Raw genomic sequence first — 21,390 nt, 5'->3', positions numbered from 1 at the left:
TGGGGGCCTCCGCTTTCTGCTGTATTGATTCTCTGCTGTACTGATCCGTCTGCGTTTACAGCCCCCGCACTGCCGCCTCCCACTTCACCGTCAGCTCCCCCACGCCTTCCCCTGGGGAAACAGCGGGGGGCCAAAGCGTACATGCCAGCGCCCCCCCGGCAGCCACGACGGCCGCATGTGCCACACCCGCACCGGCACCAGCGACGCTCCGGATTTAACAGCGAGCAGCGCCGCACCGCCATGCAACCCCGGTCCGCGGCGCGTGCCCTGCGGAAAGATGCCGATCATGCCGCCGCGTTCCAACACCCGCAGGGCCTGGCGCAGCGCCCGGGGGTCGCGGCCACTGCGGTCCACCGGAAAGGCCCCGGTGGCGCGCAGCACCGGCCCAATCAAGTATGGACCGACCCAGCGCCACGTGAAGGCCTCGCGCTTGGCCATGAACTGCAGCCGGTGCCGCCGGGGGGGAATGGCATATCCGATCACGAAGGGATCCAGGGCCAGGGCATGGGTGCCGGCGACAACCACCGCGCCGCGCGGCAGGTGTTCCAGACCCTCAACCCGAACCCCTCCGCCGTAGGCCACCACCCGGCCCACCAGGGCATGGATGAGCGGGTACAGCCGGGGATGGGGCGTGGGGACCGCGGCCGGCGACGCTGCGGACAGGCCCGGCACGGCTCAGGCCGAGGGAACCCGGGCGGGCAGGTGCGCCAGGATGGCCTCGATCACGCCCTCCAGGGTCAACGGTCCGGTATCAATCACCACGGCGTCGGTGGCCGGGGCACTCTGGGCCGCGTCCAGCTGATCGCGGAGAATCAGCGCCGCCTCGATGGCCGGCACGTCCTCGGGGCGCTCGCGGGCCCGGCGCTCGGCACGGATGCGGGGGCTGGCGGTCAGGTAAAACTTGGCCGGGGCCTGCGGAAACACGTTGGTTCCCATGTCTCGGCCCTCGGCCACGAAGGGGGCTTCCAGGGCACGCAGCTGGGCATCAACCCACGCACGCACTTCGGGCAGCGCGGCCACCACGCTCACGCCCCGGTCCATACGGGTGGAGTGCAGTTGCTCGGTCACGTCCTGCTCTGCGTGCCACACCCGGTTGCCCTCGGCCAGCGGTTCCAGCCGCAGGGGCTGGGCCTGCAGGGTAACGAGCAGCGCACGGGCGTCGTGCAGGTCCAGTCCGGCCTGCAGTCCCAGCAGGGTCGCGCCGCGGTACAGCAGACCGCTGCTGATATAGGGCACCTGCAACGCCCGCGCCACGCCGCTGGCCACGCTGGATTTTCCGCTGGCCGCCACGCCATCAATGGTCACAATCATCAACTGGGCAGTGTACAGGAGGCCAGGGAAACAGCGGCGGCCCCGCGCACACCGGCCCTCCCCCAAAGGTGGGACGCCCGCCCACTCCCGCTGCTCTAGACTGGGCCGAGATGAAGAATGCCGCCCTGATCCTGAGCGCCCTGCTCGTGCTGTCCGCCTGCCAGAAAAAGGTGGACGACACGGCGGCGACCACGCCCGACACCGCCACCACCACGGAAACGCCCGCGTCCGAACCGGCGACTCCGGCGCCCGCCGTCACCGAGCCGGGCGCGGTTCCCACCGGGTACACCCTGGTGCCCGCGCTGAGCAAGGAGCCGGTGCGCGAGTTCAAGGCCGAGCCCGCCATGGCGCTGCAAGACGGCCAGGACTACTACGCCCTGATCGACACCAACCGCGGCCAGATTCTGGCCGACCTGTACGAGCAGGAAACGCCGGTCACGGTAAACAACTTCGTGACGCTCGCCCGCAACCACTACTTCGACGGCATCCGCTTTCACCGGGTCATTGACGGCTTCATGGCCCAGACCGGCGATCCCACCAGCGTGGACGAGGCCAAAAAAGCGCAGTGGGGCACCGGTGGCCCCGGCTACAGCTTTGCCGACGAATTCCGCACCAAGCTGAGCTTCAACAGCGAGGGCATCCTGGCCATGGCAAACAGCGGCCCGGCCACCAACGGCTCGCAATTTTTCATCACCTTCGCGCCCACCGACTTCCTGAACGGCAAGCACACCATCTTCGGCAAGGTGGTGCAGGGCGAGGACGTGCTGCCCAAGCTGACGCGCACCATGGACCAGAACAACACCGACATCCCTGACGCCAAGGCCGACGAGATCCTCTCGGTCCGGATCGTGACCAAGAACAAGAACTGAGCTTCCGATCAGTTAGGCGGCCTTCAGGCCTGCTCGCCCGGTTCCGCGCCGACCGGCAAATGCGCCACACGGCGTATGCAATCCGTGCGGGAGCACTCTAGCCTGTAGGGATGACTGCGCCCGCCCTGCCCTCTGATCCGGCTCCACCTCCCTCCACGGCGGGCGTGTTGCGCGAGTACCTGGGGCCGCTGAAGTGGCAGGTGCTGGGGCTCGCGGCGCTGCTGCTAAGCGGCACCGGGCTCAACCTGCTGCTGCCGCAACTGCTGCGGCGCTTTGTGGACAATGCCAAGCTGGGCGCGGGGGCCGATGTGGGCCTGCTCGCCCGGCTGGCGGTCTTTTACATCGCGCTCGCCATCGGGGTGCAGCTGATGACGGCGGGGGCCACCTACGTGGGGGCGCGGGTGGGCTGGACCGCCACCAACCGCCTGCGCGCCGATCTGATGGCACACCTGCTGTCGCTGGACATGCGCGAACACAAGGAGCGCACGCCCGGCGAGATGATCGAGCGGGTGGACGGCGACGTGACGGCCCTGAGCAATTTCTTCTCGCAGTTTGCGGTGCGGGTGTTCGGAGCCGCCCTGCTGCTGCTGGGGGCACTGTTCATGTTCTTCCGCGAGGACTGGCGGGTGGGCGCAGGCGTCACGGCCTTCACGTTGGTCACCCTGGTGGCCATGAACCGCGTGCGCAAGCTGGGCATCGAACCGACCCGACTGGAGCGTGAATCCAGCGCCCGGCTGTTCGGCTTTGTCGAGGAACGGCTCTCGGGCCTAGAGGACATCCGCAGCCTGGGCGCGGGCGGCCACCACCTCAACAGTTTTCTGCGTACCCAGCGCGAGTTCTTCACGCGCAGCATCACCTCCTGGCGGCGGCGCAGCGTGGTGTGGCAGCTCAGCATGGCGCTGTTTGCCCTCGGTTACGTGGGGGTGCTGTCGGTGGCCGTCGGACTGTACGCCGCGGGCGCCATCACGCTGGGCACCGCCTTCTTGCTCTACCAGTACATGAGCTTGGTGGAAGAGCCGATTGACCAGCTGACCCAGCAGTTGCAGGAGTTGCAGAAGGCCGGAGCGAGTCTGGGCCGCATCAGCGAGATGCTCGCGCTGCGCAGCGCCATCCACGGCGGTCAGGGTGAGCTGCCCGAGGGCACCCTGGCGCTGGACTTTGACGACGTGTCCTTCAGCTACGCTCCCGAGGACTCCGAGGTGCGCGGCGTGTTGCGCGGCGTCTCGTTTCACCTGCCCGCCGGACAGACCCTGGGTCTGCTCGGACGCACCGGCAGCGGCAAGACCACCCTCACCCGGCTGGTATCGCGGCTGTACGACGCCACCAGCGGACAGGTCCGTCTGGGCGGTGTCAACGTGCAGGACGTGGATCTGCAGGGTCTGCGGCGCCGGGTCGCGGTGGTCACGCAGGACGTGCAGCTGTTCCAGGCCAGCGTGCGCGACAACCTGTCGTTCTTTGATCCACAGATTCTGGATGAAGAGGTGGAGGCTGCGCTGCACGAGGTCGGCCTGGGCACCTGGCTCGCGCGGCTGCCGCAGGGGGTCCATACGCCGCTGCCCACCGGCAGTCTGTCGGCAGGCGAGGCGCAGCTGCTCGCCTTCGCCCGCGTGATGCTGCGGGACCCCGCCGTGATCATTCTGGACGAGCCGAGCAGCCGCCTGGACCCCGCCACCGAGGCCCTGCTCACCGCCGCCATGACCCGGCTGCTCGCGGGGCGCACCGCCATCATCATCGCCCACCGCCTGGACACCGTGGCCCGCGCCGACCGGATTCTGGTGCTGGGCGGCGGCGAGGTGCTGGAAGATGGAACGCGCGCCGCGCTGGCCCGCGACCCGCGCAGCCACTATGCGGGCCTGCTGCGGGCCGGCGCTCTGGAACAGCTGGAAGAAGGCCAGGGGGTGCTGGCATGAGGCCCACATGCGCTGCAGGACCGGTCCACCGTTGGTCCAGCGTTCCTTCCTGTAGCGGCCTCCGACGCCACAGTCCACCCTTTACCTTCCTCCGGAGTTGCCCATGACCACAGCCCCACCCAAATCCGCTGCCCCCACGGAACGCACCTTCGCCCTGTCCAAACGGCTGTTTGCCTACAACCCCGGTCTGTTCGCGTTTAACCTGCTGATGTGGGGAATGGTTCACGCCTCCCCCGCGCTGCTGGTGCTGGCGGTCAGCGGCGTGTTTGCGCGGCTGGACGAGGCCGAGAACCTGCGCACGGGCGGGCAGACCGTGACCCCCGCGATCGCCGCCGCGTGGGTGTCGGTGGCGTGGTTTGCGTTTGTGCGGGCAAGCCGGTTTGGGATCTTCTACGGGGCCTTCCGGGCCTGGATCGAGCTGTGGTACACCCTCGACGCGCTGGTGCGGCGCAACCTGCTCGCGTATCTGCTCACCGCACGCCGCTCCCGCCGCCTGCCCGACACGCCCGCCGAGGCAGTCAGCCGCTTCCGGGATGACGTGGAGGACGTGGCCGGCTACACCGAGGTCTGGGTGGACGGCGCGGGCTTCGTGGTGTACTCGGTGGTCGCCATCGCGCTGATGGCCCGCGTGGACCCCCTGATCACCGTGCTGGTGTGTGCCCCGCTGCTGCTGATGGTGGCGTTTGTCCAGAAACTGTCGCCCACCATCCGCTCGTACCGCCGCCGCATGCGCGAGGCCACCGCCCGCGTGACCGATTTTGTGGGCGAGACCTTCGGGGCCGTGAGCGCCGTGAAGCTGGCCGCCCGCGAGGACGGCATGGTCGCCCACCTGAAGAAGCTGGGCGAGACCCGCCGCCACGCCGCCCTGCGCGACGTGCTGCTCACCGAGCTGATCCGGGGCGTGAACACCAACATGGTGAACATCGCCGTGGGGCTGGTGCTGCTGCTCGGGGCCAACAAGGTGCGCGGGGGCACCCTGAACGTGGCCGACTTTGTGCTGTTCATCGGGCTGCTGCCGCGCCTGACCGGCAGCATGGGCTTTTTTGGCGACGCGATCGCACGCCACCGCCGCACTGGGGTCAGCTACGACCGCATGACCCGGCTGCTGCAGGACGCCCCGGACGCTACCATCGTGGAACACCACCCCGCCTACCTGCACGCCGAGCCGTCCCCTCCCCCGCCCGCTCCGCCCGCATGCCCCTTAGAGGAGCTGCGCGTGTCGGGCCTGAGCGCCATCCATGACAGTGGCCTGGGCGTGCGCGACGCCTCCTTCACGGTGCGCCGGGGCGAGTTCGTGGTGGTCACGGGCCGCATCGGCAGCGGCAAGAGCACGCTGCTGCGGGCGCTGCTGGGCCTGATTCCGGCGCAGTCGGGAACGGTGGAGTGGAACGGCGAGCCGGTCGAGGACCGGGCCACCTTCCTGGTGCCGCCGCGCAGCGCCTACACCGCGCAGATTCCCAGTCTGTTCAGCGACCCTCTGCGCGAGAACGTCCTCAGCGGCAGCGATGAACACCGCCTGGGCCGCGCGGTGCGGCTGGCGGTGCTGGAGCCGGACCTCGCGCAGCTGCCGCAGGGTCTGGACACGCCGGTCGGGGCGCGCGGCGTCAAGCTCTCGGGCGGGCAGATGCAGCGCACGGCGGTGGCCCGCATGCTCGCGCGCGACGCTGACCTGCTGGTCTTCGACGACGTATCCAGCGCCCTGGACGCCCGCACCGAGGCCCAGCTGTGGGACGGCCTGTTCACCGAGACCGACGCCACCTGTCTGGTCGTGAGCCACCGCCGCGCCGCCCTGACCCGCGCCGACCGCATCCTGCTGATGCAGGGCGGCCAGATCGTGGATGAGGGCACCCTGGAAGAACTGCTGGGCCGCAGCGAGGAGATGCGCGCGCTGTGGGCCGAGCAGACGGTCGCTTAAGCTTTTCATGACCCTCAACGACGGCTACGCCTACCAGGAGCAGATCGGCGCGGGCGGTGCAGGCCAGCGCCTCCTGACCTATCTGACTCAGCGCTATGCACATTCCACGCCCGACCAGTGGGCACAGCGGCTGGTCGCGGGCGAGGTTACCCTGGACGGCCAGACCGCCACCGGCACGGAGCGGCTGCGTGCCGGACAACGCCTGATCTGGCACCGCCCGCCGTGGCCCGAGGAGGCCGTGCCGCTGGAGTTCACGGTGCTGTACGAGGACCCCCACCTGCTCGCCGTTGCCAAACCCTCGGGCCTGCCCACTGTGCCCGCGGGCGGTTTTCTGAACCACACCCTGCTGACCGTGGTGCGCCGGCGCTGGTCCGGCGCCTCGCCGCTGCACCGGCTGGGCCGCGCCACCTCAGGGGTGGTGCTGTTCTCGCTCACGGCGGGGGCTGGAGCGGCCCTTGCGCGCGACTGGCGCGGGGGCCGCGTGCACAAGGTCTACCGCGCGCTGGCCTGCGGCGTGGCCGATCCCGATACCCACGACATCACCACACCCATTGGCCCCGTGGCCCATCCCCGGCTGGGCACCGTGCATGCTGCCAGTCCCCAGGGCAAGCCCTCGCGCTCGCACGCCCGGGTGCTGGAGCGCCGGGAAGACCGCACCCTGTTCGAGGTCGAGATCGAGACGGGCCGTCCCCACCAGATCCGCATTCACCTCGCGTCCATTGGGCATCCCCTGGTGGGCGATCCGCTGTACGGCGTGGGCGGCCTGCCCCTGACCGATCTGCCGGGCCTGCCGGGAGACGGCGGGTATCTGCTGCACGCGCACCGGCTGACCTTCGTTCATCCGGGCACCCAGCGGGAGATGCTCGTGGAAGCAACGCCCCCCGGAGAACTGCGCCGGACAGAGCGCGGCCCTCCAGAACGGTGAGTCCAGCGGGCAATGCGCTGTCCTACCGCTGGGTGTTCACGGTGTATGTGCCGTCCGCATTGCCCGTAAAGGTCACCGTGCCGTTCTCGTCGGTACGGTAGACGCGAATGCCATTTTGCTTGTACAGGTCCAGCGCCGTCCTGGTGGGATGGCCGTAGTTGTTGTCCCCCACACTGATCACCATGTTTTCCGGCCTCACGACGGCCAGCCACGCCGGGGTGTCGCCATTGGCCGCTCCGTGGTGGATGCTTTTGGAAACCTGGAACGGTCCCTGCAACTCGTCGCGGTCCTGTTCCAGCCACGCCGCCGTCTCCTTGAGCTCGCTGTCGCCGGTCATCAGGGCGCGGAAGTCCCCGAACTGCAGGGCGATGCCGACGCTGTTGTCGTTCTGGTCCTTGCCCATGCCTGTCGGCGGCGCGAGCACCCGGACCTTGACGCTGCCCAGGTTGATGACCTGATTGCTCGCCTTCCTGAAGGTGGTCTTCTGGTCCTGCAGGGCCGCAACCAGCCGTTCCCAGGTCTTAGTGGTGCCGGCCAGCCCGTTGTTGATGAACAGCGTGGGCTTCGCGTCGGCGGCGCTCACCAGACCCGCGATGTGGTCGGCATCTGCGTGGGTGGCGACCATCACGTCGATCTTGTCGATGCCATAGGTCTTCATGTGTTCTTCCATACGCACCGTGCTGCGTCCGCCGTCAATGAGCAGGGTCTTGCCCTCGGGGCTGCGCACCAGCACGGCGTCACCCTGGCCCACGTCCAGAAAGCGCACCGTGACCTGACCCTCGGGCAGCGTGCTCGCCTGCTCCCTGTCTTGACCCTTGCCGGTCATGCCGTTGCAGGCCGCGAGCGCGGCGGTCAGGCCCAGCACGACCAGGGCCGCGAGGTCCGCACTGCTCGGGCCACGCTTCTTGCCCGGGCGGGGCGTCTTTCGGCGGGCCGTCCCCGCCCTGGCCGACGCCGTTTTCCGGGCGGCCTTCGGGCCTGGAGCCGCCGCGTTCGCCTTCTTGCTGGACCCGGCCTTCTTGCTGGGGGCCGCCTTTTTGCCGGAGGCCGGTGTCTTGCGGGGGGGCCGCTTGCCGGGAGGCTGGGAGCTCATACCGTGATCTCCCCATCGTCCGCCGCACCGTCATCGGCGCTGTTCAGGGCGTCCAGGCGGGCCTGCATGGCTGCCCGGCGCTCCCGGGTTTCCCGGTCCAGAATGCGGGCGCTCACGCCGTCCGGGCCGTCCTGAAGGTCCAGCAGGTCGCCCTCCCGCACCCCTGCGGGCAAGTTCCGCAGCGGCAGATCGAAGGTGGTGCCGTCCTCACGTTCCAGACGGGCCAGCGGGCCGTCCGGACTGTCCTCAATGCCGTCCACCGTCCAGCGCTCGGCGGGCGGGTCGTGCTGATGTGACGCGTTCTTCACTCCCACAGCGTACCCCCACGGGGCCCGGGGTGTTCCAGACACTGCCGGTCGGGCCGCACCGCCCATCTGCCGCACCGCAGACACTTCGCCCCCTGCGGCGGGCGTATCCTCCAGAACATGAAATGGCTCCGTGACCAGACCCTCGCTCCCATTGTGGAGAAGGTGGAGGCGGGCGAGCGGCTGACCTTTGAAGACGGCCTGCGCCTGTTCCACACCCGTGACCTGAATGCGCTGATGCGGCTGGCAAATCTGCGCAAGGAGCGGCTGCACGGCGACAAGGTCTATTTCGTTCACTCGATGCGGCTGGAATTTACCAACATCTGTTACGTGGGCTGCACCTTCTGCGCCTTCGCGGCCCACAAGAACGAGGACCGCGCCTGGGACTACAGCCCCGAGGAGGTGGTGGAGCAGGTTCACCGCCGCTACCTGCCCGGCATCACCGAGCTGCACATGAGCAGCGGCCACCACCCCAACCACCGGTGGGAGTACTACCCCGCCATGGTCCGGAAGCTGCGAGAGGCGTTCCCGGACCTTCAGGTCAAGGCCTTTACCGCCGCCGAGATCGAGCATCTCAGCAAGATCAGCAAGAAACCCACCCTGGAGGTTCTGCGCGAGCTGCAGGACGCGGGCCTGAGCGCCATGCCCGGCGGCGGCGCGGAGATCTTTGCCGACCGCGTGCGCCGGCAGGTGGCGAAGAACAAGGTCAGGGCCGACAAGTGGCTGCAGATTCACCACGAGGCCCACAGCCTGGGCATGCGGACCAACGCGACCATGCTCTACGGCCACATCGAGACGCTGGAGGAGCGGCTGGACCACATGGACCGCCTGAGACAGCTTCAGGACGACAGTGTGGCCCGCTTTGGGGGCGGCTTCCACGCCTTCATTCCGCTGGCCTTTCAGCCGCTGGGCAACACCCTCGCCCAGAACCTGGGCAAGACCGACTTCACCACCGGCCTGGACGACCTGCGCAACCTCGCGGTGGCGCGCATCTACCTGGACAATTTTCCTCATATCAAGGGCTACTGGGTAATGATCGGCTCGGAACTCACGCAGGTCAGCCTGGACTGGGGCGTGTCCGACATCGACGGCACCATTCAGGAGGAGCACATTGCCCACGCGGCGGGCGCGACCAGCCCCATGGCGCTGTCCGAGGCGGGCATGATCCGCATGATCCAGCACGCGGGCCGCACCCCGGTCCTGCGTGATGCGTACTACAACGAGCTGCAGACCTTCGCCCCCCGCGAGACGGAGGCCGCCGATTGACGCCAGGAGCACGGCGACGGGCGCTGGCCTACGTGGGAGGAATCATGCTGCTCGCACCCGCGCTGCTGTGGGTGGTGGGCCGCACATTCTTCGTGGGGGTGCCTGCCGCCTGGCACTCCGCGCTGTGGATCGTTGCCGGGGGCTGGCTGCTGGCGGGTCTGATCGTGCTCCTGGCATCCTGGAGGCGAGGCCGTGACGTCGCCGAGTGACCTGAATGCCGTGCTGCTGCTTGACGACCGCTGGAACGCCGCGTACCACTGGCGCGACCCTGCCAGAATGGCGGAGGTGCTCGCGGACGACTGGATGGCCTTTTTCCCGGACGGACAGGTGGTGTTCAAGCGCGACCTGCTGGAGGGCATGGCCCACAATCCTCCCGCCACCCTGGTGTTCGAACGCCACGCCTCACGCGTGTTCGGAGACACGGCGGTGACGCGCGGCACGCTGTATGCCGACGGCGAACGGGTGCAGAGCTTTCTGCGGGTCTATGCGCGGCGCAGCGATGTCTGGGCAGCGGTCAGCGTGCAGGTGGTGCCGTGAGGCGGCCGGCCGGGTGGGGCACCGCTTCCCCCGCCCTCCATCCGGGGCGTGAATGACCTACCGCGCCGGCTGGATTCATTTCACCAATGTTGCGCCGATTCTCGATTCGCTGGTGTTGCCCCCGCAAGTCAGCGCCATCACGGGAGTGCCGACCCAGATGAACGCCGCGCTGCTGTCGGGGCAGGTGGACATCGCCAACATCAGCGCGGTGGAATTTATCCGCAACGCCGATACGCTGGAGGCCCTGCCGGATTTCAGCGTGGCCGTGCTGGGGCCGGTGTACTCGGTCAATCTGTTTCATACGCGCCCCCTGCAGGAACTGCGCCGCATTGCCCTGACCGCGCAGTCGGCCATGAGCGTGGCCCTGCTGGAGGTGCTGCTGCGCGGGCGCGGCCTGTCTCCCGCCCTGGAACGCGCCGAGGGCGAGGCCGAGGACCTGCTGAACAGCGGATACGACGGGGTCCTGAGAATCGGGGACAGCGCCCTGCGCGAGTGGTACCGGGTGGTGGGGCCGCTGACCCCCGAGCGCACCATGACCATGCTGCCGGACAGCGGGCGCGGCATCACCGTGACCGACCTGGCCGAGGAGTGGTTTCGGCTGACCGGCCATCCCTTTACCTTCGCCGTGTGGGCCTACCGCAAGGACCGGCCCCCGCCCGCCGCCCTGATCCAGGCCATGCGGGTTGCCCGCCGCGACGGAATCGGCCACCTGGCAGAAGTGGCACAGCGGCACGCCGCCCGCCTGGGCCTGCCCGAACGGGTGGTGCAGCACTATCTGTGGAACTTCCGCTATCACTTAGAAGCTCCCGACCGCCTGGGCCTCGAAGAATTTGCCGCCAAGGCAGTGCCCGGCCACGCCCCGCTGCGTTTTGGAGAGCGGCCCGCCCGCTAGGACCAGTTCGGCGGTCTGCTCTGACGCCGCCCACAGGCGGGCCGTCACCGCGCCCCGCTTCCTAAACCAGCTTCTCCAGCGGTCCCAGGGCCACCACGGTCAGGCGGTCCAGCGGACACAGACGCAGCACCTCGCGCACGTCCTCGGCACTGACCCGGGCACAGCGGTCCACCAGTTCCTCGGTGGTCACGGCCCGCCCGGTCGCCAGATGTTCCATCCCCAGCGCAAACAGCTGACCCTCCGGGGTCTCGGCCCGCAGCAGCGTGGAGACAGCGAGCTTGCGGGCGGCGCGGCGCACGGCCACGTCCGTGATCAGGCTTTCGGCGTTTCGCAGGACCGTCCGGAACGTGTTCAGCACGTCCTGGGTCCGGGCCGGATCGCACGAGAATCCTCCCTCGAAGCTTCCGGCGTCGCGGTATTCCAGGTGCGCCAGATCGGCGCTGTCGGCCAGCCCGGTATCCAGCAACGCCCAGTACAGCGCGCCGTTCTCGCCGCCGATCAGGTCGGCCAGCACGCCCGCCGCCTCGCGCAGCGGATGGGTCACCGGCAGGCCGGGAGCCGCCGCCGCCACCTGCACGCGTGCCAGCTCGGGATCATGGACGACGCGCGTGTGCCCCGGATGCACGGGAACGGGTGGGGCTTCCAGAGCGGGCGAAGCCGCAGCCGGCCACCCTGTCAGGTGAAGCTGCGCCCAGTCCAGCACCGCCTGTGCGTCAAAGGCCCCGGTCAATGCCAGCGTGACGCGGTCGGCACCGTAGCGTTCGCGGTGGTTGCGGACCAGGGCGTCGCGGGTCAGGGCCCCCACTGTCTGGACCGTCCCCAGAATCAGGTGTCCCAGCGGGTGGCCTCCCCAGTAATCTGCCCGCACCTCGTCGATGACGCGCACACCGGGCTGGTCGGCATACATGGCAATCTCTTCCAGAATCACGCCGCGCTCGGCTTCCAGGTCCTCGGGGCGCAGCGCCGGGCGCATCAGCTCGGTCAGGGTGTCGAGCAGTTCGGCCGTCTGCTCGGGCAGGCACGCGGCGTGGTAAACGGTGGCCTCCTCGCCGGTAAAGGCGTTGGACTGCCCGCCCAGATCGTCCAGGCGCCCGTTCAGCACTCCGGCCGGCAGCCGCTCGGACCCCTTGAACATCAGGTGTTCGAGAAAATGACTGACGCCCATCTCGTGTGCCCGCTCGTCGCGCGCCCCGGTGTTCACGAAGTACCCGGCGGCCACGGTCTGCGCGTGTGGATCGGGGGCCAGCAGCAGCGTGAGGCCGTTGACAAGGTGGTGGCGCAGCGGCCCGGACACCATCTCAGACATCCTCAGGCCCCAGGGTCACGGTGGTGAGGGCCGACGCCGGATCGTAGTCTTCCAGAAATCCGTTGATGCCCTCCAGCGTTAAGGCCGCCAGACGGCACCTCAACTCGGTGAGCGGACGCACATGCCCGAACACGGCCACGTCGCGGGTCAGGGCGTGGGCGCGGGCGCGGGCCGACTCGGCCCCGAAGACCACGCTCGCACTCAGGCCCGCGCGGGCACGCCGGAACTCCTCGGCGCTCAGGCCACGCGGCAGGCGGGCCAGTTCGGCGAGCATGACCTGCAGCGTCTCGGGGGCGCGGGCGGGCGTGCTGCCGGCATAGGCCGTCAGAAAGCCGCGCCCACCCAGCATCACCGGCGAGGCGCTGACCGCGTAGGCCAGTCCACGCTCCTCGCGCACGGCGTGAAACAGCCGGCTGGCGCTGCCGCCCGAGAGGGCGCTCAGGGCCACCTGCCACGGCAGCCAGCGCGGGTCGGTGGGCGCAACGCCCGGAGCGGTCAGGCTCAGGTGCGTCTGTTCGGCGTCCGCATCGGCCAGGTGGACCCGCACGCGGGGCTGGAACACCGCCTCTACCTGGGGACAACTCCCGGAGCGCAGCCCACCCAGAGCGCCCACGGCGAGGTCCAGCGCCGCCTCCGGTTCCAGATCGGCCACCAGCCCCAGCACGCTGCCGGCCTGGCCGTAGCCCTCCAGATGGGCGCGCAGGCCCGCCGCCGTCAGGGCCGCGAGCCCCTGCAGCGTGCCGCTCGCCGGGTGAGCGAATCCGGCGAGAACCGACCCGGCGGGACGCGCAAAGGCCGCCTCGCGGGCTCCCAGCGCCAGCCGGTCGGCGGGGCTGTCTTCCAGCGCTTCCAGGTCCTGGCGGGCCAGGTCCTTCAGCACCGGCAGTTCGGCCTCGGGCAGGGTAGGCCGCAGCAGCACGTCCGCCACCAGGGCCAGCGCCGCGCCCAGGTCATCCTTCAGGCCGCTGGCTCCCAGCCGGGTCGCCTCGGGGCCTACACCGCCGCTCCGGCGCACCCCCAGGTCATCAAAGGCGTCCTGCAACGCCCGGGCACTCCGTCCGGCCGCACCCTTGAACAGCCATTCCTCCAGCATGCCCGCCGCGCCCTCCTGCCCGCGGGGATCGTGGGCGCTGCCGTGGGGCAGGCGCAGGTCGAAGGCGAAGCCCGGCCCCGCCCGGCGTTCAAAGGCCACCCGCAGCCCCCCGGGCAGGGTCCACAGGAAGCAGGAAGAGGAGACTTGGGAAGGAGGAAGGCCAACCGGCATCCGGGGATTGTACTGCCCAGGCCGCAAGGGACACTGCGGCAAATTTCAGTTGAGCCGCGAGTTGAGCCGCGCCTCCCCGACCTCAGCAGGACCTGGACCGGTCGGTGTCCGGCCCGGCCCGGCCCATCCTCCCGGCGGCCGGTGGACCGGAAGAATCAGACGCCCCCAGCAGCCCGTTCAGCGCCGCCCGCCCCGCCTCCAGGCCCGCCGGACACACGGTGTAATGGGTCCAGCGGCCCCGCTTCCGGGCGTCTACCAGTCCGCACGTCACCAGCACGCGCATGTGGTGGCTGACGGTGGGCTGCGAGAGGCCCAGGTGCGCCACCAGATCACAGGCGCACACGCCCTCCCCACTCGCACAGCGCGACGGTTCGGCGGTCGCCAGAAAGTGCAGCGCCCGCAGGCGGTGGGGGTCCCCCAGCGCACGGAATACGGCGGCCTGCAGTCCGTGGAGCCCAGACCCCCGAACTCCAACCCCGTGCACCCCAGACCCGTGTACCTCCGCGCGGCCCCCCGCCTTAGGGGCCGCGGTCATGGCGCTTCCGGGCCGGAGTCAGGCCGGAAGCGCTGGGCCGCCGTGGGATGGGTGGCCAGCGGCTCTGCCGGGGACAACCAGCGGTTGGCCGCCGCCGCGAGCGCCGCGCCCAGCAGCGGAGCCAGCCAGTACAGCCAGTGGGCGGTCCAGATGCCGCTCGCCAGGGCGGGGCCAAAACTGCGGGCGGGATTCATGCTCGCTCCGGTGATCGGCCCTCCCATGGCGGCCTCCAGCGCGACCACGCCGCCCACCACCCACGGCAGCCCGGAGCGCAGCGCGACGAGCAGCAGAAAAAAGGTCATCACTGTTTCCAGCACGAACGCCTGCGCCACGCTGCCCGACGGCACCGTCACGCCCAGGTTTCCCCGGATGCCGAACAGGACCAGCAGCAGTCCCCCCGCCAGCGCGGCTCCCAGCAGCTGCGCGCCCAGGTAGGGCAGCGCCCGCGCCGCCGGAAAGCGCCCGGCCAGCCACAAGGCCAGCGTGGCCGCCGGATTGATGTGCGCTCCGCTGATGGGCGCGAAGGCGGCGATCACCACCGTGACCACCAGCCCGAAGACCAGCGCCACCCCGAGTTGCCCCAGCGCCCCGGTCTGGGCCTGCACTACCGCCGCCCCCGGCCCGAAGAACACCAGCGCGAAGGTGCCCAGGGCCTCGGCTCCCAGCGCACGGGACAGGGTCGGCAGGGCGGGGCCGTCCTCGGTCATGCTGGCGTGGCCGCAGGGGCGGGCCGGGATTCGGTAAAGCTGGGCGGCGCCTCTTGCCCGCCTGCCACCGCCTGCACAAAGGCCGCAAACTGCGGCTGCATCGCGTCGCGCACGGCCCGCCAGTCCTCCAGCGGGCCGCCGCTGGGATCACGGAAGGGGTAGTGGCGCCGCACCGTCCGGGCCGGATACACCGGACAGCGGGCGTCGGCGCTGTCACACACCGTGATCACGTGGTCGAAGTTCCAGGGGTCCGGCAGATCCTCCAGGGTCTTGCTGCGGTGCGCCTCCAGACTCAGGCCCACCTCGGCCATCACGGTGAGTGCGCCGGGCTTGACCAGCGTGGCCTCGCTGCCCGCGCTGTGGACCTCCAGCGCCACCCCCGCCTGCTGCGCCAGATGCCGCGTCCACGCCTCGGCCATCTGGCTGCGTGCCGAGTTGTGGGTACACAGGATCAGGACGCGCCGGACGCGGGCCGGCTGGGCGGGGTCTGGAGTGGGGAGTACAGAGGACACGGGACCAGCATACATTGAAGATCATCAATGTTTCGGACGCTCAGGGTCCGCCGCCGGCCCTGCCCGGGCGCCCGCGCCTCTGCAACTTTCGCCCCGGTCTTGCGTGCCCTGAGACGGCATGCTGAACCCCATGAGGCGCCTGCTGGGTCTGCTGATCTTTGTGGCGCTGCTGGGCGGGGCGCTGTACCTGCTGTGGCCGCAGATCGAGAATGCCCGGCGCTACGCGGCGCTGCTCTCGGCCCCCGCTCCGGCGGAGGGCAGTCTGCCCAATCCGTTGCCGGGCCAGGGCCTTACCGACACCTGGGGGGCGGCCCGCAGCCAGGGACGCCGGCACGAGGGCATTGACATTTTCGCTGCGCGCCACACCCCCATCCGTGCCACCACGCGCGGCATGGTCCTGAATGTCGGCCCCAACGGGCTGGGCGGGCGCACGGTGATGCTGCTCGGCCCCGGCGGGCAGCGCCACTACTACGCGCACCTGGAACGGTATCCGGACCTCCGGCGCGGTGAATGGATCGAGGCGGGCACCGTGGTGGGCTACGTGGGAGACAGCGGCAACGCAAAGGGCACCCCCCCGCACCTGCACTACGGCATCTATACGGGCGGCGGGGCGATCAATCCGTATCCGCTGCTGAAGAAGCCGGAAGCCGCGCCCTGACCTCCGGCCATTCCTCCGCCGTGATGGAATACATCACCGTGTCGCGCTGCGTGCCGTCCGGACGAAGCATGTGCCGGCGCAGCACGCCCTCTCTCACCGCGCCGAGGCCCTCGATGGCGCGCTGCGAACGGATGTTCAGAATGTCGGTCTTGAGTTCCACGCGCAGGATTCCCATCTGCTCGAAGGCGTGTTCCAGCAGCAGCCGCTTGAAGGTCCGGTTGGCAGGCGTGCGCATGTGGGCGGGGGCCAGCCAGGTGCTTCCGATTTCCAGGCGGCGGTGCTCGGGCCTCATGTCCATGTAGCGGGTCGCTCCGGCGTGCTCGCCGCCCACCAGCGTCACGAAGGGCATCTGGTCCGGGGCTGTGAGCGCCCCGGTGTAGTACGGCCCGGCGGTGGGAAAGCTGCCCATGTGGGCATACTCGCCCGCGTGCGCGGCGGCCAGTGCCCGCAGCGGCGCCACGTCGGCCTCCGTCATGGGGCGCAGCGTGTATGGGCCGTCCGAGAGGATCAGGGCGTGCAACATGCGGTCACTGTAAAGGCAGGGTCACAGGTGGGGCGCGAGGTTCACGCCGGTCAGATACGCCGTGTGGCTGTCGCGGCTCAGGCGAACGGTGGCAAACGCAGTATCGCCAAAAGGAACCCAGGCCCGGCTGCTGCCCAGCACTTCCCGCAGCAGGGAATTGCCGAAGCCGCCGTGCGTCACGGCCAGCACGCGCTCTCCTCCACCCTGCCAGATAAGTTCCAGGGCCAGCAGGGCGCGGGCGCGGATCGCGGCCTGGCTCTCTCCTCCCTCGGGGGTAAAGGCGTCGAGGTCGTGGCGGAAGGTGGGGATGGGATAGTTCTTCAGCGCCTCGGCACGGTTCATGCCCGCCAGTGGGCCGTTGTCCCATTCGCGCAGCAGGTCGGTGGGGGTCAGCGAGAGGCCCAGCGCATCCGTGACGATGCGGGCCGTTTCGTGCGCGCGGGCCAGCGTGGAGCAGTACGCCCGGTCGAAGTCGGGCGGATGGGCGCCCCAGTATTCGGCCAGCGCCCCGGCCTGAGCGCGGCCCACCCCGCTCAGCGGCGAGTCGTAGCGGCCCTCGTGAACGTCCTCGTCGTCGGCACGGCTGCGTCCGTGGCGCAGCAGGGTCAGGTGGAGGGTGTTCACGCGGTCACCCCTGAGACACGCCTGACCACGGCCTGAATCCGAAAAATGATCCGCCTGAGCAGCTGAACCACGGTTCGGAGGGCAGGCGGTGGAACACTCCGGCCCCTCGCCTCCAGCACCTGACACAGCTGGGGATCACACGCCCACCACAGCGACTCTGGCCTGACCCACCGCACCGGCCGCCCTTCCGGGCTGGCGTCCAGGCCCAGCAGACGCACCGGGTAACAATCCGCGCCCTCGGAGAGCCGGACGGCCTCGCCCACCACCTCACCGTGTGCGCCGCATTCCTCCCAGGCTTCGCGTATCGCCGCCTGTTGGGGTGTTTCGCCGGGGTGGACGCCTCCGCCCGGCAGCGTCCATCCCCATGCATCCCGCGCGGACATCAACACCCGGCCCTCGTGTTCAATCCACGCGCAGGCGCGGCCTGTTCGTTCTTCACCCGGCGAGAGATTGAGGAAGGACTGGGCGGTCATGCCAGCACCGCCAGCGCTTCTTCCAGGCTGGCCCCACGCTCACGCAAGGCAAGAAGAACGCCGGAGCGGTACAGCTGCTCCGCATAAGCCACGTCCTCGGGATGATGGGCCGCAAAACGGTTCAGGACATGGCGTTCTCCGGCCGGACGTTCCTCTTCCCACAGCGCATGGGCCTTGAGCCGCAGCGCCAGCCGCTGAACGTCCTGCGGCGCACGGCCCACCTGAATCCGCTTGCCGGATACGTACGGATCGTCGGTCAGCAGGCGCGTGCAGCCACCCCAGGGATCGGGGGCGGCGTAGGCCACGGCGCGCACGCCGCTCATGGCGATGGCCCCGGCGCACTGCGGGCAGGGTTCCACGGTGGTCAGCACCGTCCAGCCGTAACTCTCCGGGCGCGGTGTGGACGCCAGATTCAGCAGCGCATTGATCTCCGCATGCGCCAGATCGTGCCCGGCGATAAAGCCGCCCTCCACACGGCGGGGCTCGCCCAGCCGGTTGCGCCCCCGCGCGATCACGGTCCCGTCTGCGTCCACCACACACGCCCCGATCGGGTACGAGCCGCGCAGGTACGCCTCCCACGCCTCCGAAAGGGCCGCGTGCCAGCCGGGCGACAGGGTGGCCGTGATTCCGCTCACAGCTCATCCCGGTGGCGCTCGATCAGGTCGTCGAGCGCCTCGCGCAGCAGGCTCGCCTCGGTGCGGCCCAGCGCTCCCGAGAGTTTGCTCAGGCGTTCAAGCTGGCTCTTGGGGTAGTAGTTGGACTTCAGGACCATCTTGGATTCCACGTAGATGCACGCCCGGCCCCGGCCCTCGCGTTTGGCCCGCAGCAGGGCCTCGTCGGCGGCGCGGTACAGCTCGTCATAGGCGCTGGCGTGCGCCGGACGCGAGGCCAGTCCCACGCTGAGGCCCAGGGTGCGCGGCCAGTGGGGATCGCGGTGGATATGAAAGTGGCGGATCACCTCGTCGAACAGGATCAGCGCGGTCTCGGCGGCACTTTCCGGCAGAATCACGGCGTACTCGTCGCCCCCGATCCGCCCGATGATGCTGCCCGACGGCAGGCTGCCCGAGAGCAGGCGTTCGACCGCCCGCAGCGCCCGGTCGCCCTCGGTGTGGCCCAGGGTGTCGTTCAGGGTCTTGAAGTGGTCAAGGTCCAGCACCGCCAGCGTGAGCGGAGTGGGACCCAGCCGGGCAAAGGCGTCCTCAAACGGATTGCGCGACAGAATATCGGGACGGGCCATGAGGCTTCCTCCTGTTTTGAGCTGGATTCCACTCAGGTATACCCGCACGGCGTATATACGTCAAGCCTATAGCCCAAGACCGCTACATGTTATTTGAGCGTGCTGGCGCACCTTGAGCGCACCACGCTCAAATTGTCAGACTCCGGCGCTTGACATTATTGCCCAGAGGCGACTAGGCTTGCGTGCGGAACGGCAAAAACCCGCCGCCATTGTCGGCGCGGTTGTGGCCCCACATCTCACTCCACAGGAGGAATATCCATGCTTAAACCTTTAGGTGATCGTGTCCTGGTAGAAATCGTCGAGGAAGCCGAGCAGAAGACCGCGGGCGGCCTGTACGTCCCCGATTCGGCCAAGGAAAAGAGCCAGCGCGGCAAGGTCATCGCCGTGGGCAGCGGCAAGATGCTGGACAACGGCACCCGCGTGGCGCTGGACGTCAAGGAAGGCGACACCGTGTACTTTGCCAAGTACGGCGGCACCGAAGTCACCCTGGACGGCAAGAACTACTCCATCCTCGCCGAGCGCGACATTCTCGCCATCGTCGAGTAAGGACAGGCACGTCCGTTCAGCTCTGACCTTCCACCTCTCAAACTTTTAGACCCACTCCGAAGGAGTACTTCCCATGGCCAAACAACTTGTATTTGATGAAGTCGCCCGCCGCAGCCTGGAACGCGGTGTAAACGCCGTCGCCAACGCCGTTAAAGTGACCCTTGGGCCCCGTGGCCGCAACGTGGTCATCGAGAAGAAGTTCGGCAGCCCCACCATCACCAAGGACGGCGTGACCGTCGCCAAGGAAATCGAGCTGGAAGACAAGCTCGAGAACATCGGCGCGCAGCTGCTCAAGGAAGTCGCGAGCAAGACCAACGACATCACCGGGGACGGCACCACCACCGCCACCGTGCTGGGTCAGGCCATCGTGAAAGAAGGCCTGCGCAACGTGGCCGCCGGCGCCAACCCGCTGGCCCTCAAGCGCGGCATTGAGAAGGCCGTGACCGCCGCCATCGAGGAAATCCAGAAGCTGGCCGTGCCGGTGGAAGACTCCGACGCCATCAAGAAAGTCGCCGGCATCTCCGCCAACGACGAGCAGGTCGGCGAGGAAATCGCCTCCGCGATGGACAAGGTGGGTAAGGAAGGCGTCATCACCATCGAGGAGTCCAAGGGCTTTGACACCGAAGTGGACGTCGTCGAGGGCATGCAGTTCGACAAGGGCTTCATCAACCCCTACTTCGTGACCAACCCCGAGAAGATGGAAGCCGTCCTCGAAGACGCCTACATCCTGATCAACGAGAAGAAGATCAGCAACCTCAAGGACCTGCTGCCCGTGCTGGAGAAGGTGGCGCAGACCGGCCGTCCGCTGCTGATCATCGCCGAGGACGTGGAAGGCGAGGCGCTGGCCACCCTGGTGGTCAACAAGCTGCGCGGCACGCTGAACATCGCCGCCGTCAAGGCCCCTGGCTTCGGCGACCGCCGCAAGGAAATGCTGCGCGACATCGCCGCCGTCACCGGCGGACAGGTGGTCAGCGAGGACCTGGGCCACAAGCTGGAAAACACTGGCATGGACATGCTGGGCAGCGCCGCGCGCATCCGCATCACCAAGGATGAGACCACCATCGTGGACGGCAAGGGCCAGCAGAGCGAGATCGACGCCCGCGTCAACGCCATCAAGGGCGAACTGGACACCACCGACAGCGACTACGCCAAGGAAAAGCTCCAGGAGCGTCTGGCCAAGCTGGCCGGCGGCGTGGCCGTGATCCGCGTCGGCGCCGCCACCGAGACCGAACTCAAGGAAAAGAAGCACCGCTACGAGGACGCCCTGTCCACCGCCCGCTCGGCGGTTGAAGAAGGCATCGTTGCGGGCGGCGGCACCACGCTGCTGCGCATCATTCCCTCGGTCCGCAAGGCCGCCGAAGCCCTCAGCGGCGACGAGGCCACCGGCGCGCGCATCCTGATCCGCGCCCTGGAGGAGCCCGCCCGCCAGATCGCCGCGAACGCCGGCGAGGAAGGCAGCGTTATCGTCAACGCCGTCATCAACAGCGACAAGCCCCGCTTCGGCTTCAACGCCGCGACGGGCGAGTACGTGGACGACATGATCGCCGCCGGCATCGTGGATCCCGCCAAGGTGACCCGCACCGCGCTGCAGAACGCGGCGAGCATCGGCGCGCTGATCCTGACCACCGAAGCGATTGTCTCCGACAAGCCCGAGAAGGCCGCTCCTGCACCCGCAGGCGGCATGGGCGGCGGCGACATGGGCGGAATGGACTTCTAAACCCCAGCAGTTCATCCGGCGACAGATGGAACACCCCGGCGAAAGGGCCATCCCCGACGCCGGGACCATCAGGAGCAGGAAAAAGAGGCCGGAGCACCATGCTCCGGCTTTTTTATGGTTCCTGTACGGGGCCACAGGCTAAGCTACGGCCGCCCCCCCCCGGTCCAGGCACGACCCCGGTCCAGGCACGACCCCAGGTGGGGTTTCTGTAAGACCCATTCTCAATAATGGAGGCAGCGGTCCCCGGACTGTTCGGCCCCTTCGC

General features: G+C 68.9%; 25 protein-coding genes. 11 read left to right on the top strand and 14 right to left on the bottom strand.

The features are described 5' to 3' along the window. Positions 1 to 90: 90 nt before the first annotated feature. Both IEY21_RS01170 and cmk read right to left on the bottom strand, forming a co-directional pair. Positions 91 to 672 (bottom strand): lysophospholipid acyltransferase family protein, encoded by a 582-nt coding sequence (locus IEY21_RS01170; protein WP_229752751.1) that lies wholly within the window; start codon positions 670 to 672, stop codon positions 91 to 93. Positions 673 to 675: 3 nt separating this feature from the next. After that, entirely contained in the window at positions 676 to 1,311 is a 636-nt protein-coding gene (gene cmk, locus IEY21_RS01165) for a (d)CMP kinase (protein WP_188900451.1), read from the bottom strand. A 110-nt stretch (positions 1,312 to 1,421) separates the two neighbouring features. Here cmk and IEY21_RS01160 point away from each other — a divergent pair, with 110 nt between their 5' ends. The 4 genes from IEY21_RS01160 to IEY21_RS01145 all read left to right on the top strand — a co-directional run bounded on the left by IEY21_RS01160 (position 1,422) and on the right by IEY21_RS01145 (position 6,930). Further along, positions 1,422 to 2,180, top strand: a complete 759-nt coding sequence (locus IEY21_RS01160; RefSeq protein WP_188900449.1) for a peptidylprolyl isomerase — start codon at positions 1,422 to 1,424, stop codon at positions 2,178 to 2,180. 110 nt (positions 2,181 to 2,290) lie between these two features. Further along, a complete protein-coding gene (locus IEY21_RS01155; protein ID WP_188900447.1) occupies positions 2,291 to 4,090 on the top strand; it encodes an ABC transporter ATP-binding protein in 1,800 nt (599 codons plus the stop codon). Positions 4,091 to 4,193: 103 nt separating this feature from the next. Next, positions 4,194 to 6,005 carry an ABC transporter ATP-binding protein gene (locus tag IEY21_RS01150; RefSeq protein WP_188900445.1) on the top strand — a complete coding sequence of 604 codons (1,812 nt, stop codon included), beginning with the start codon at positions 4,194 to 4,196 and terminating at the stop codon, positions 6,003 to 6,005. A gap of 7 nt (positions 6,006 to 6,012) precedes the next feature. Next, on the top strand, positions 6,013 to 6,930 hold the full coding sequence (locus IEY21_RS01145; protein ID WP_188900443.1) for an RluA family pseudouridine synthase: 918 nt from the start codon (positions 6,013 to 6,015) through the stop codon (positions 6,928 to 6,930). Positions 6,931 to 6,952: 22 nt separating this feature from the next. Here IEY21_RS01145 and IEY21_RS01140 read toward each other — a convergent pair whose 3' ends face one another. Together IEY21_RS01140 and IEY21_RS01135 are read right to left on the bottom strand one after the other, a co-directional pair. Beyond that, on the bottom strand, positions 6,953 to 8,023 hold the full coding sequence (locus IEY21_RS01140; RefSeq protein WP_188900442.1) for a ComEC/Rec2 family competence protein: 1,071 nt from the start codon (positions 8,021 to 8,023) through the stop codon (positions 6,953 to 6,955). After that, the gene (locus IEY21_RS01135) at positions 8,020 to 8,331 is read right to left on the bottom strand and encodes a DUF3006 domain-containing protein (protein WP_229752749.1); all 312 of its coding nucleotides are present in this window, start codon (positions 8,329 to 8,331) and stop codon (positions 8,020 to 8,022) included. Before IEY21_RS01135 ends, IEY21_RS01140 begins: the two co-directional genes overlap by 4 nt. A gap of 117 nt (positions 8,332 to 8,448) precedes the next feature. Here IEY21_RS01135 and mqnE point away from each other — a divergent pair, with 117 nt between their 5' ends. Genes mqnE through IEY21_RS01115 form a run of 4 tightly spaced genes read left to right on the top strand, consistent with a single transcriptional unit; the run spans position 8,449 to position 11,023 of the window. Further along, complete coding sequence (mqnE, locus tag IEY21_RS01130) at positions 8,449 to 9,594, top strand: aminofutalosine synthase MqnE (RefSeq protein ID WP_188900440.1); 1,146 nt, start codon at positions 8,449 to 8,451, stop codon at positions 9,592 to 9,594. Beyond that, on the top strand, positions 9,591 to 9,803 hold the full coding sequence (locus tag IEY21_RS01125) for a hypothetical protein (protein WP_188900438.1): 213 nt from the start codon (positions 9,591 to 9,593) through the stop codon (positions 9,801 to 9,803). The genes mqnE and IEY21_RS01125 overlap by 4 nt, the downstream gene beginning before the upstream one ends. Continuing rightward, positions 9,787 to 10,131, top strand: a complete 345-nt coding sequence (locus IEY21_RS01120; protein WP_229752748.1) for a nuclear transport factor 2 family protein — start codon at positions 9,787 to 9,789, stop codon at positions 10,129 to 10,131. Before IEY21_RS01125 ends, IEY21_RS01120 begins: the two co-directional genes overlap by 17 nt. A gap of 52 nt (positions 10,132 to 10,183) precedes the next feature. After that, entirely contained in the window at positions 10,184 to 11,023 is an 840-nt protein-coding gene (locus tag IEY21_RS01115) for a menaquinone biosynthetic enzyme MqnA/MqnD family protein (protein WP_188900436.1), read from the top strand. A gap of 61 nt (positions 11,024 to 11,084) precedes the next feature. Here the strand turns inward: IEY21_RS01115 and IEY21_RS01110 are convergent, their stop codons facing one another. The 5 genes from IEY21_RS01110 to IEY21_RS01090 all read right to left on the bottom strand — a co-directional run bounded on the left by IEY21_RS01110 (position 11,085) and on the right by IEY21_RS01090 (position 15,347). After that, positions 11,085 to 12,320, bottom strand: a complete 1,236-nt coding sequence (locus IEY21_RS01110) for a M16 family metallopeptidase (RefSeq protein ID WP_188900630.1) — start codon at positions 12,318 to 12,320, stop codon at positions 11,085 to 11,087. A gap of 1 nt (position 12,321) precedes the next feature. After that, positions 12,322 to 13,593, bottom strand: coding sequence for a M16 family metallopeptidase (locus tag IEY21_RS01105; protein ID WP_188900434.1), 1,272 nt, complete (start codon positions 13,591 to 13,593; stop codon positions 12,322 to 12,324). An 82-nt stretch (positions 13,594 to 13,675) separates the two neighbouring features. Further along, positions 13,676 to 14,128 (bottom strand): ArsR/SmtB family transcription factor, encoded by a 453-nt coding sequence (locus IEY21_RS01100; protein WP_188900432.1) that lies wholly within the window; start codon positions 14,126 to 14,128, stop codon positions 13,676 to 13,678. Beyond that, the gene (locus IEY21_RS01095; protein ID WP_188900430.1) at positions 14,125 to 14,835 is read right to left on the bottom strand and encodes an MIP/aquaporin family protein; all 711 of its coding nucleotides are present in this window, start codon (positions 14,833 to 14,835) and stop codon (positions 14,125 to 14,127) included. Before IEY21_RS01095 ends, IEY21_RS01100 begins: the two co-directional genes overlap by 4 nt. Beyond that, entirely contained in the window at positions 14,832 to 15,347 is a 516-nt protein-coding gene (locus tag IEY21_RS01090) for an arsenate reductase ArsC (protein ID WP_268237761.1), read from the bottom strand. Before IEY21_RS01090 ends, IEY21_RS01095 begins: the two co-directional genes overlap by 4 nt. 130 nt (positions 15,348 to 15,477) lie before the next feature. Between IEY21_RS01090 and IEY21_RS01085 the strand changes: the two genes are divergently transcribed. Then, a complete protein-coding gene (locus IEY21_RS01085; RefSeq protein ID WP_188900426.1) occupies positions 15,478 to 16,005 on the top strand; it encodes a M23 family metallopeptidase in 528 nt (175 codons plus the stop codon). On the opposite strand, the gene IEY21_RS01080 is transcribed toward IEY21_RS01085, so the two are convergent. The 5 genes from IEY21_RS01080 to IEY21_RS01065 are packed head-to-tail and all read right to left on the bottom strand — an operon-like array spanning position 15,962 to position 18,862. Further along, positions 15,962 to 16,528, bottom strand: a complete 567-nt coding sequence (locus IEY21_RS01080; protein ID WP_188900424.1) for a GNAT family N-acetyltransferase — start codon at positions 16,526 to 16,528, stop codon at positions 15,962 to 15,964. The two genes, IEY21_RS01085 and IEY21_RS01080, sit on opposite strands and share 44 nt — an antisense overlap. A 21-nt stretch (positions 16,529 to 16,549) precedes the next feature. After that, complete coding sequence (locus IEY21_RS01075) at positions 16,550 to 17,152, bottom strand: histidine phosphatase family protein (protein ID WP_188900422.1); 603 nt, start codon at positions 17,150 to 17,152, stop codon at positions 16,550 to 16,552. After that, a complete protein-coding gene (locus IEY21_RS16760) occupies positions 17,149 to 17,625 on the bottom strand; it encodes an NUDIX hydrolase (RefSeq protein ID WP_229752746.1) in 477 nt (158 codons plus the stop codon). Before IEY21_RS16760 ends, IEY21_RS01075 begins: the two co-directional genes overlap by 4 nt. Beyond that, positions 17,622 to 18,260 (bottom strand): nucleoside deaminase, encoded by a 639-nt coding sequence (locus IEY21_RS16755; RefSeq protein ID WP_229752744.1) that lies wholly within the window; start codon positions 18,258 to 18,260, stop codon positions 17,622 to 17,624. The genes IEY21_RS16760 and IEY21_RS16755 overlap by 4 nt, the downstream gene beginning before the upstream one ends. Continuing rightward, positions 18,257 to 18,862, bottom strand: a complete 606-nt coding sequence (locus tag IEY21_RS01065; RefSeq protein ID WP_188900420.1) for a GGDEF domain-containing protein — start codon at positions 18,860 to 18,862, stop codon at positions 18,257 to 18,259. The genes IEY21_RS16755 and IEY21_RS01065 overlap by 4 nt, the downstream gene beginning before the upstream one ends. 258 nt (positions 18,863 to 19,120) lie before the next feature. Between IEY21_RS01065 and groES the strand changes: the two genes are divergently transcribed. Together groES and groL are read left to right on the top strand one after the other, a co-directional pair. Continuing rightward, positions 19,121 to 19,408, top strand: coding sequence for a co-chaperone GroES (groES, locus tag IEY21_RS01060; protein WP_188900418.1), 288 nt, complete (start codon positions 19,121 to 19,123; stop codon positions 19,406 to 19,408). A gap of 73 nt (positions 19,409 to 19,481) precedes the next feature. Then, the gene (gene groL, locus IEY21_RS01055; RefSeq protein ID WP_188900416.1) at positions 19,482 to 21,125 is read left to right on the top strand and encodes a chaperonin GroEL; all 1,644 of its coding nucleotides are present in this window, start codon (positions 19,482 to 19,484) and stop codon (positions 21,123 to 21,125) included. The last annotated feature ends 265 nt before the right edge of the window (positions 21,126 to 21,390 follow it).

It is taken from the genome of Deinococcus aerophilus (assembly GCF_014647075.1).
Taxonomy (GTDB): Bacteria; Deinococcota; Deinococci; order Deinococcales; family Deinococcaceae; genus Deinococcus; species Deinococcus aerophilus.
The sequence above is the reverse complement of the archived record's forward strand: the minus strand, read 5'-3'. Positions and strand labels throughout refer to the sequence as shown.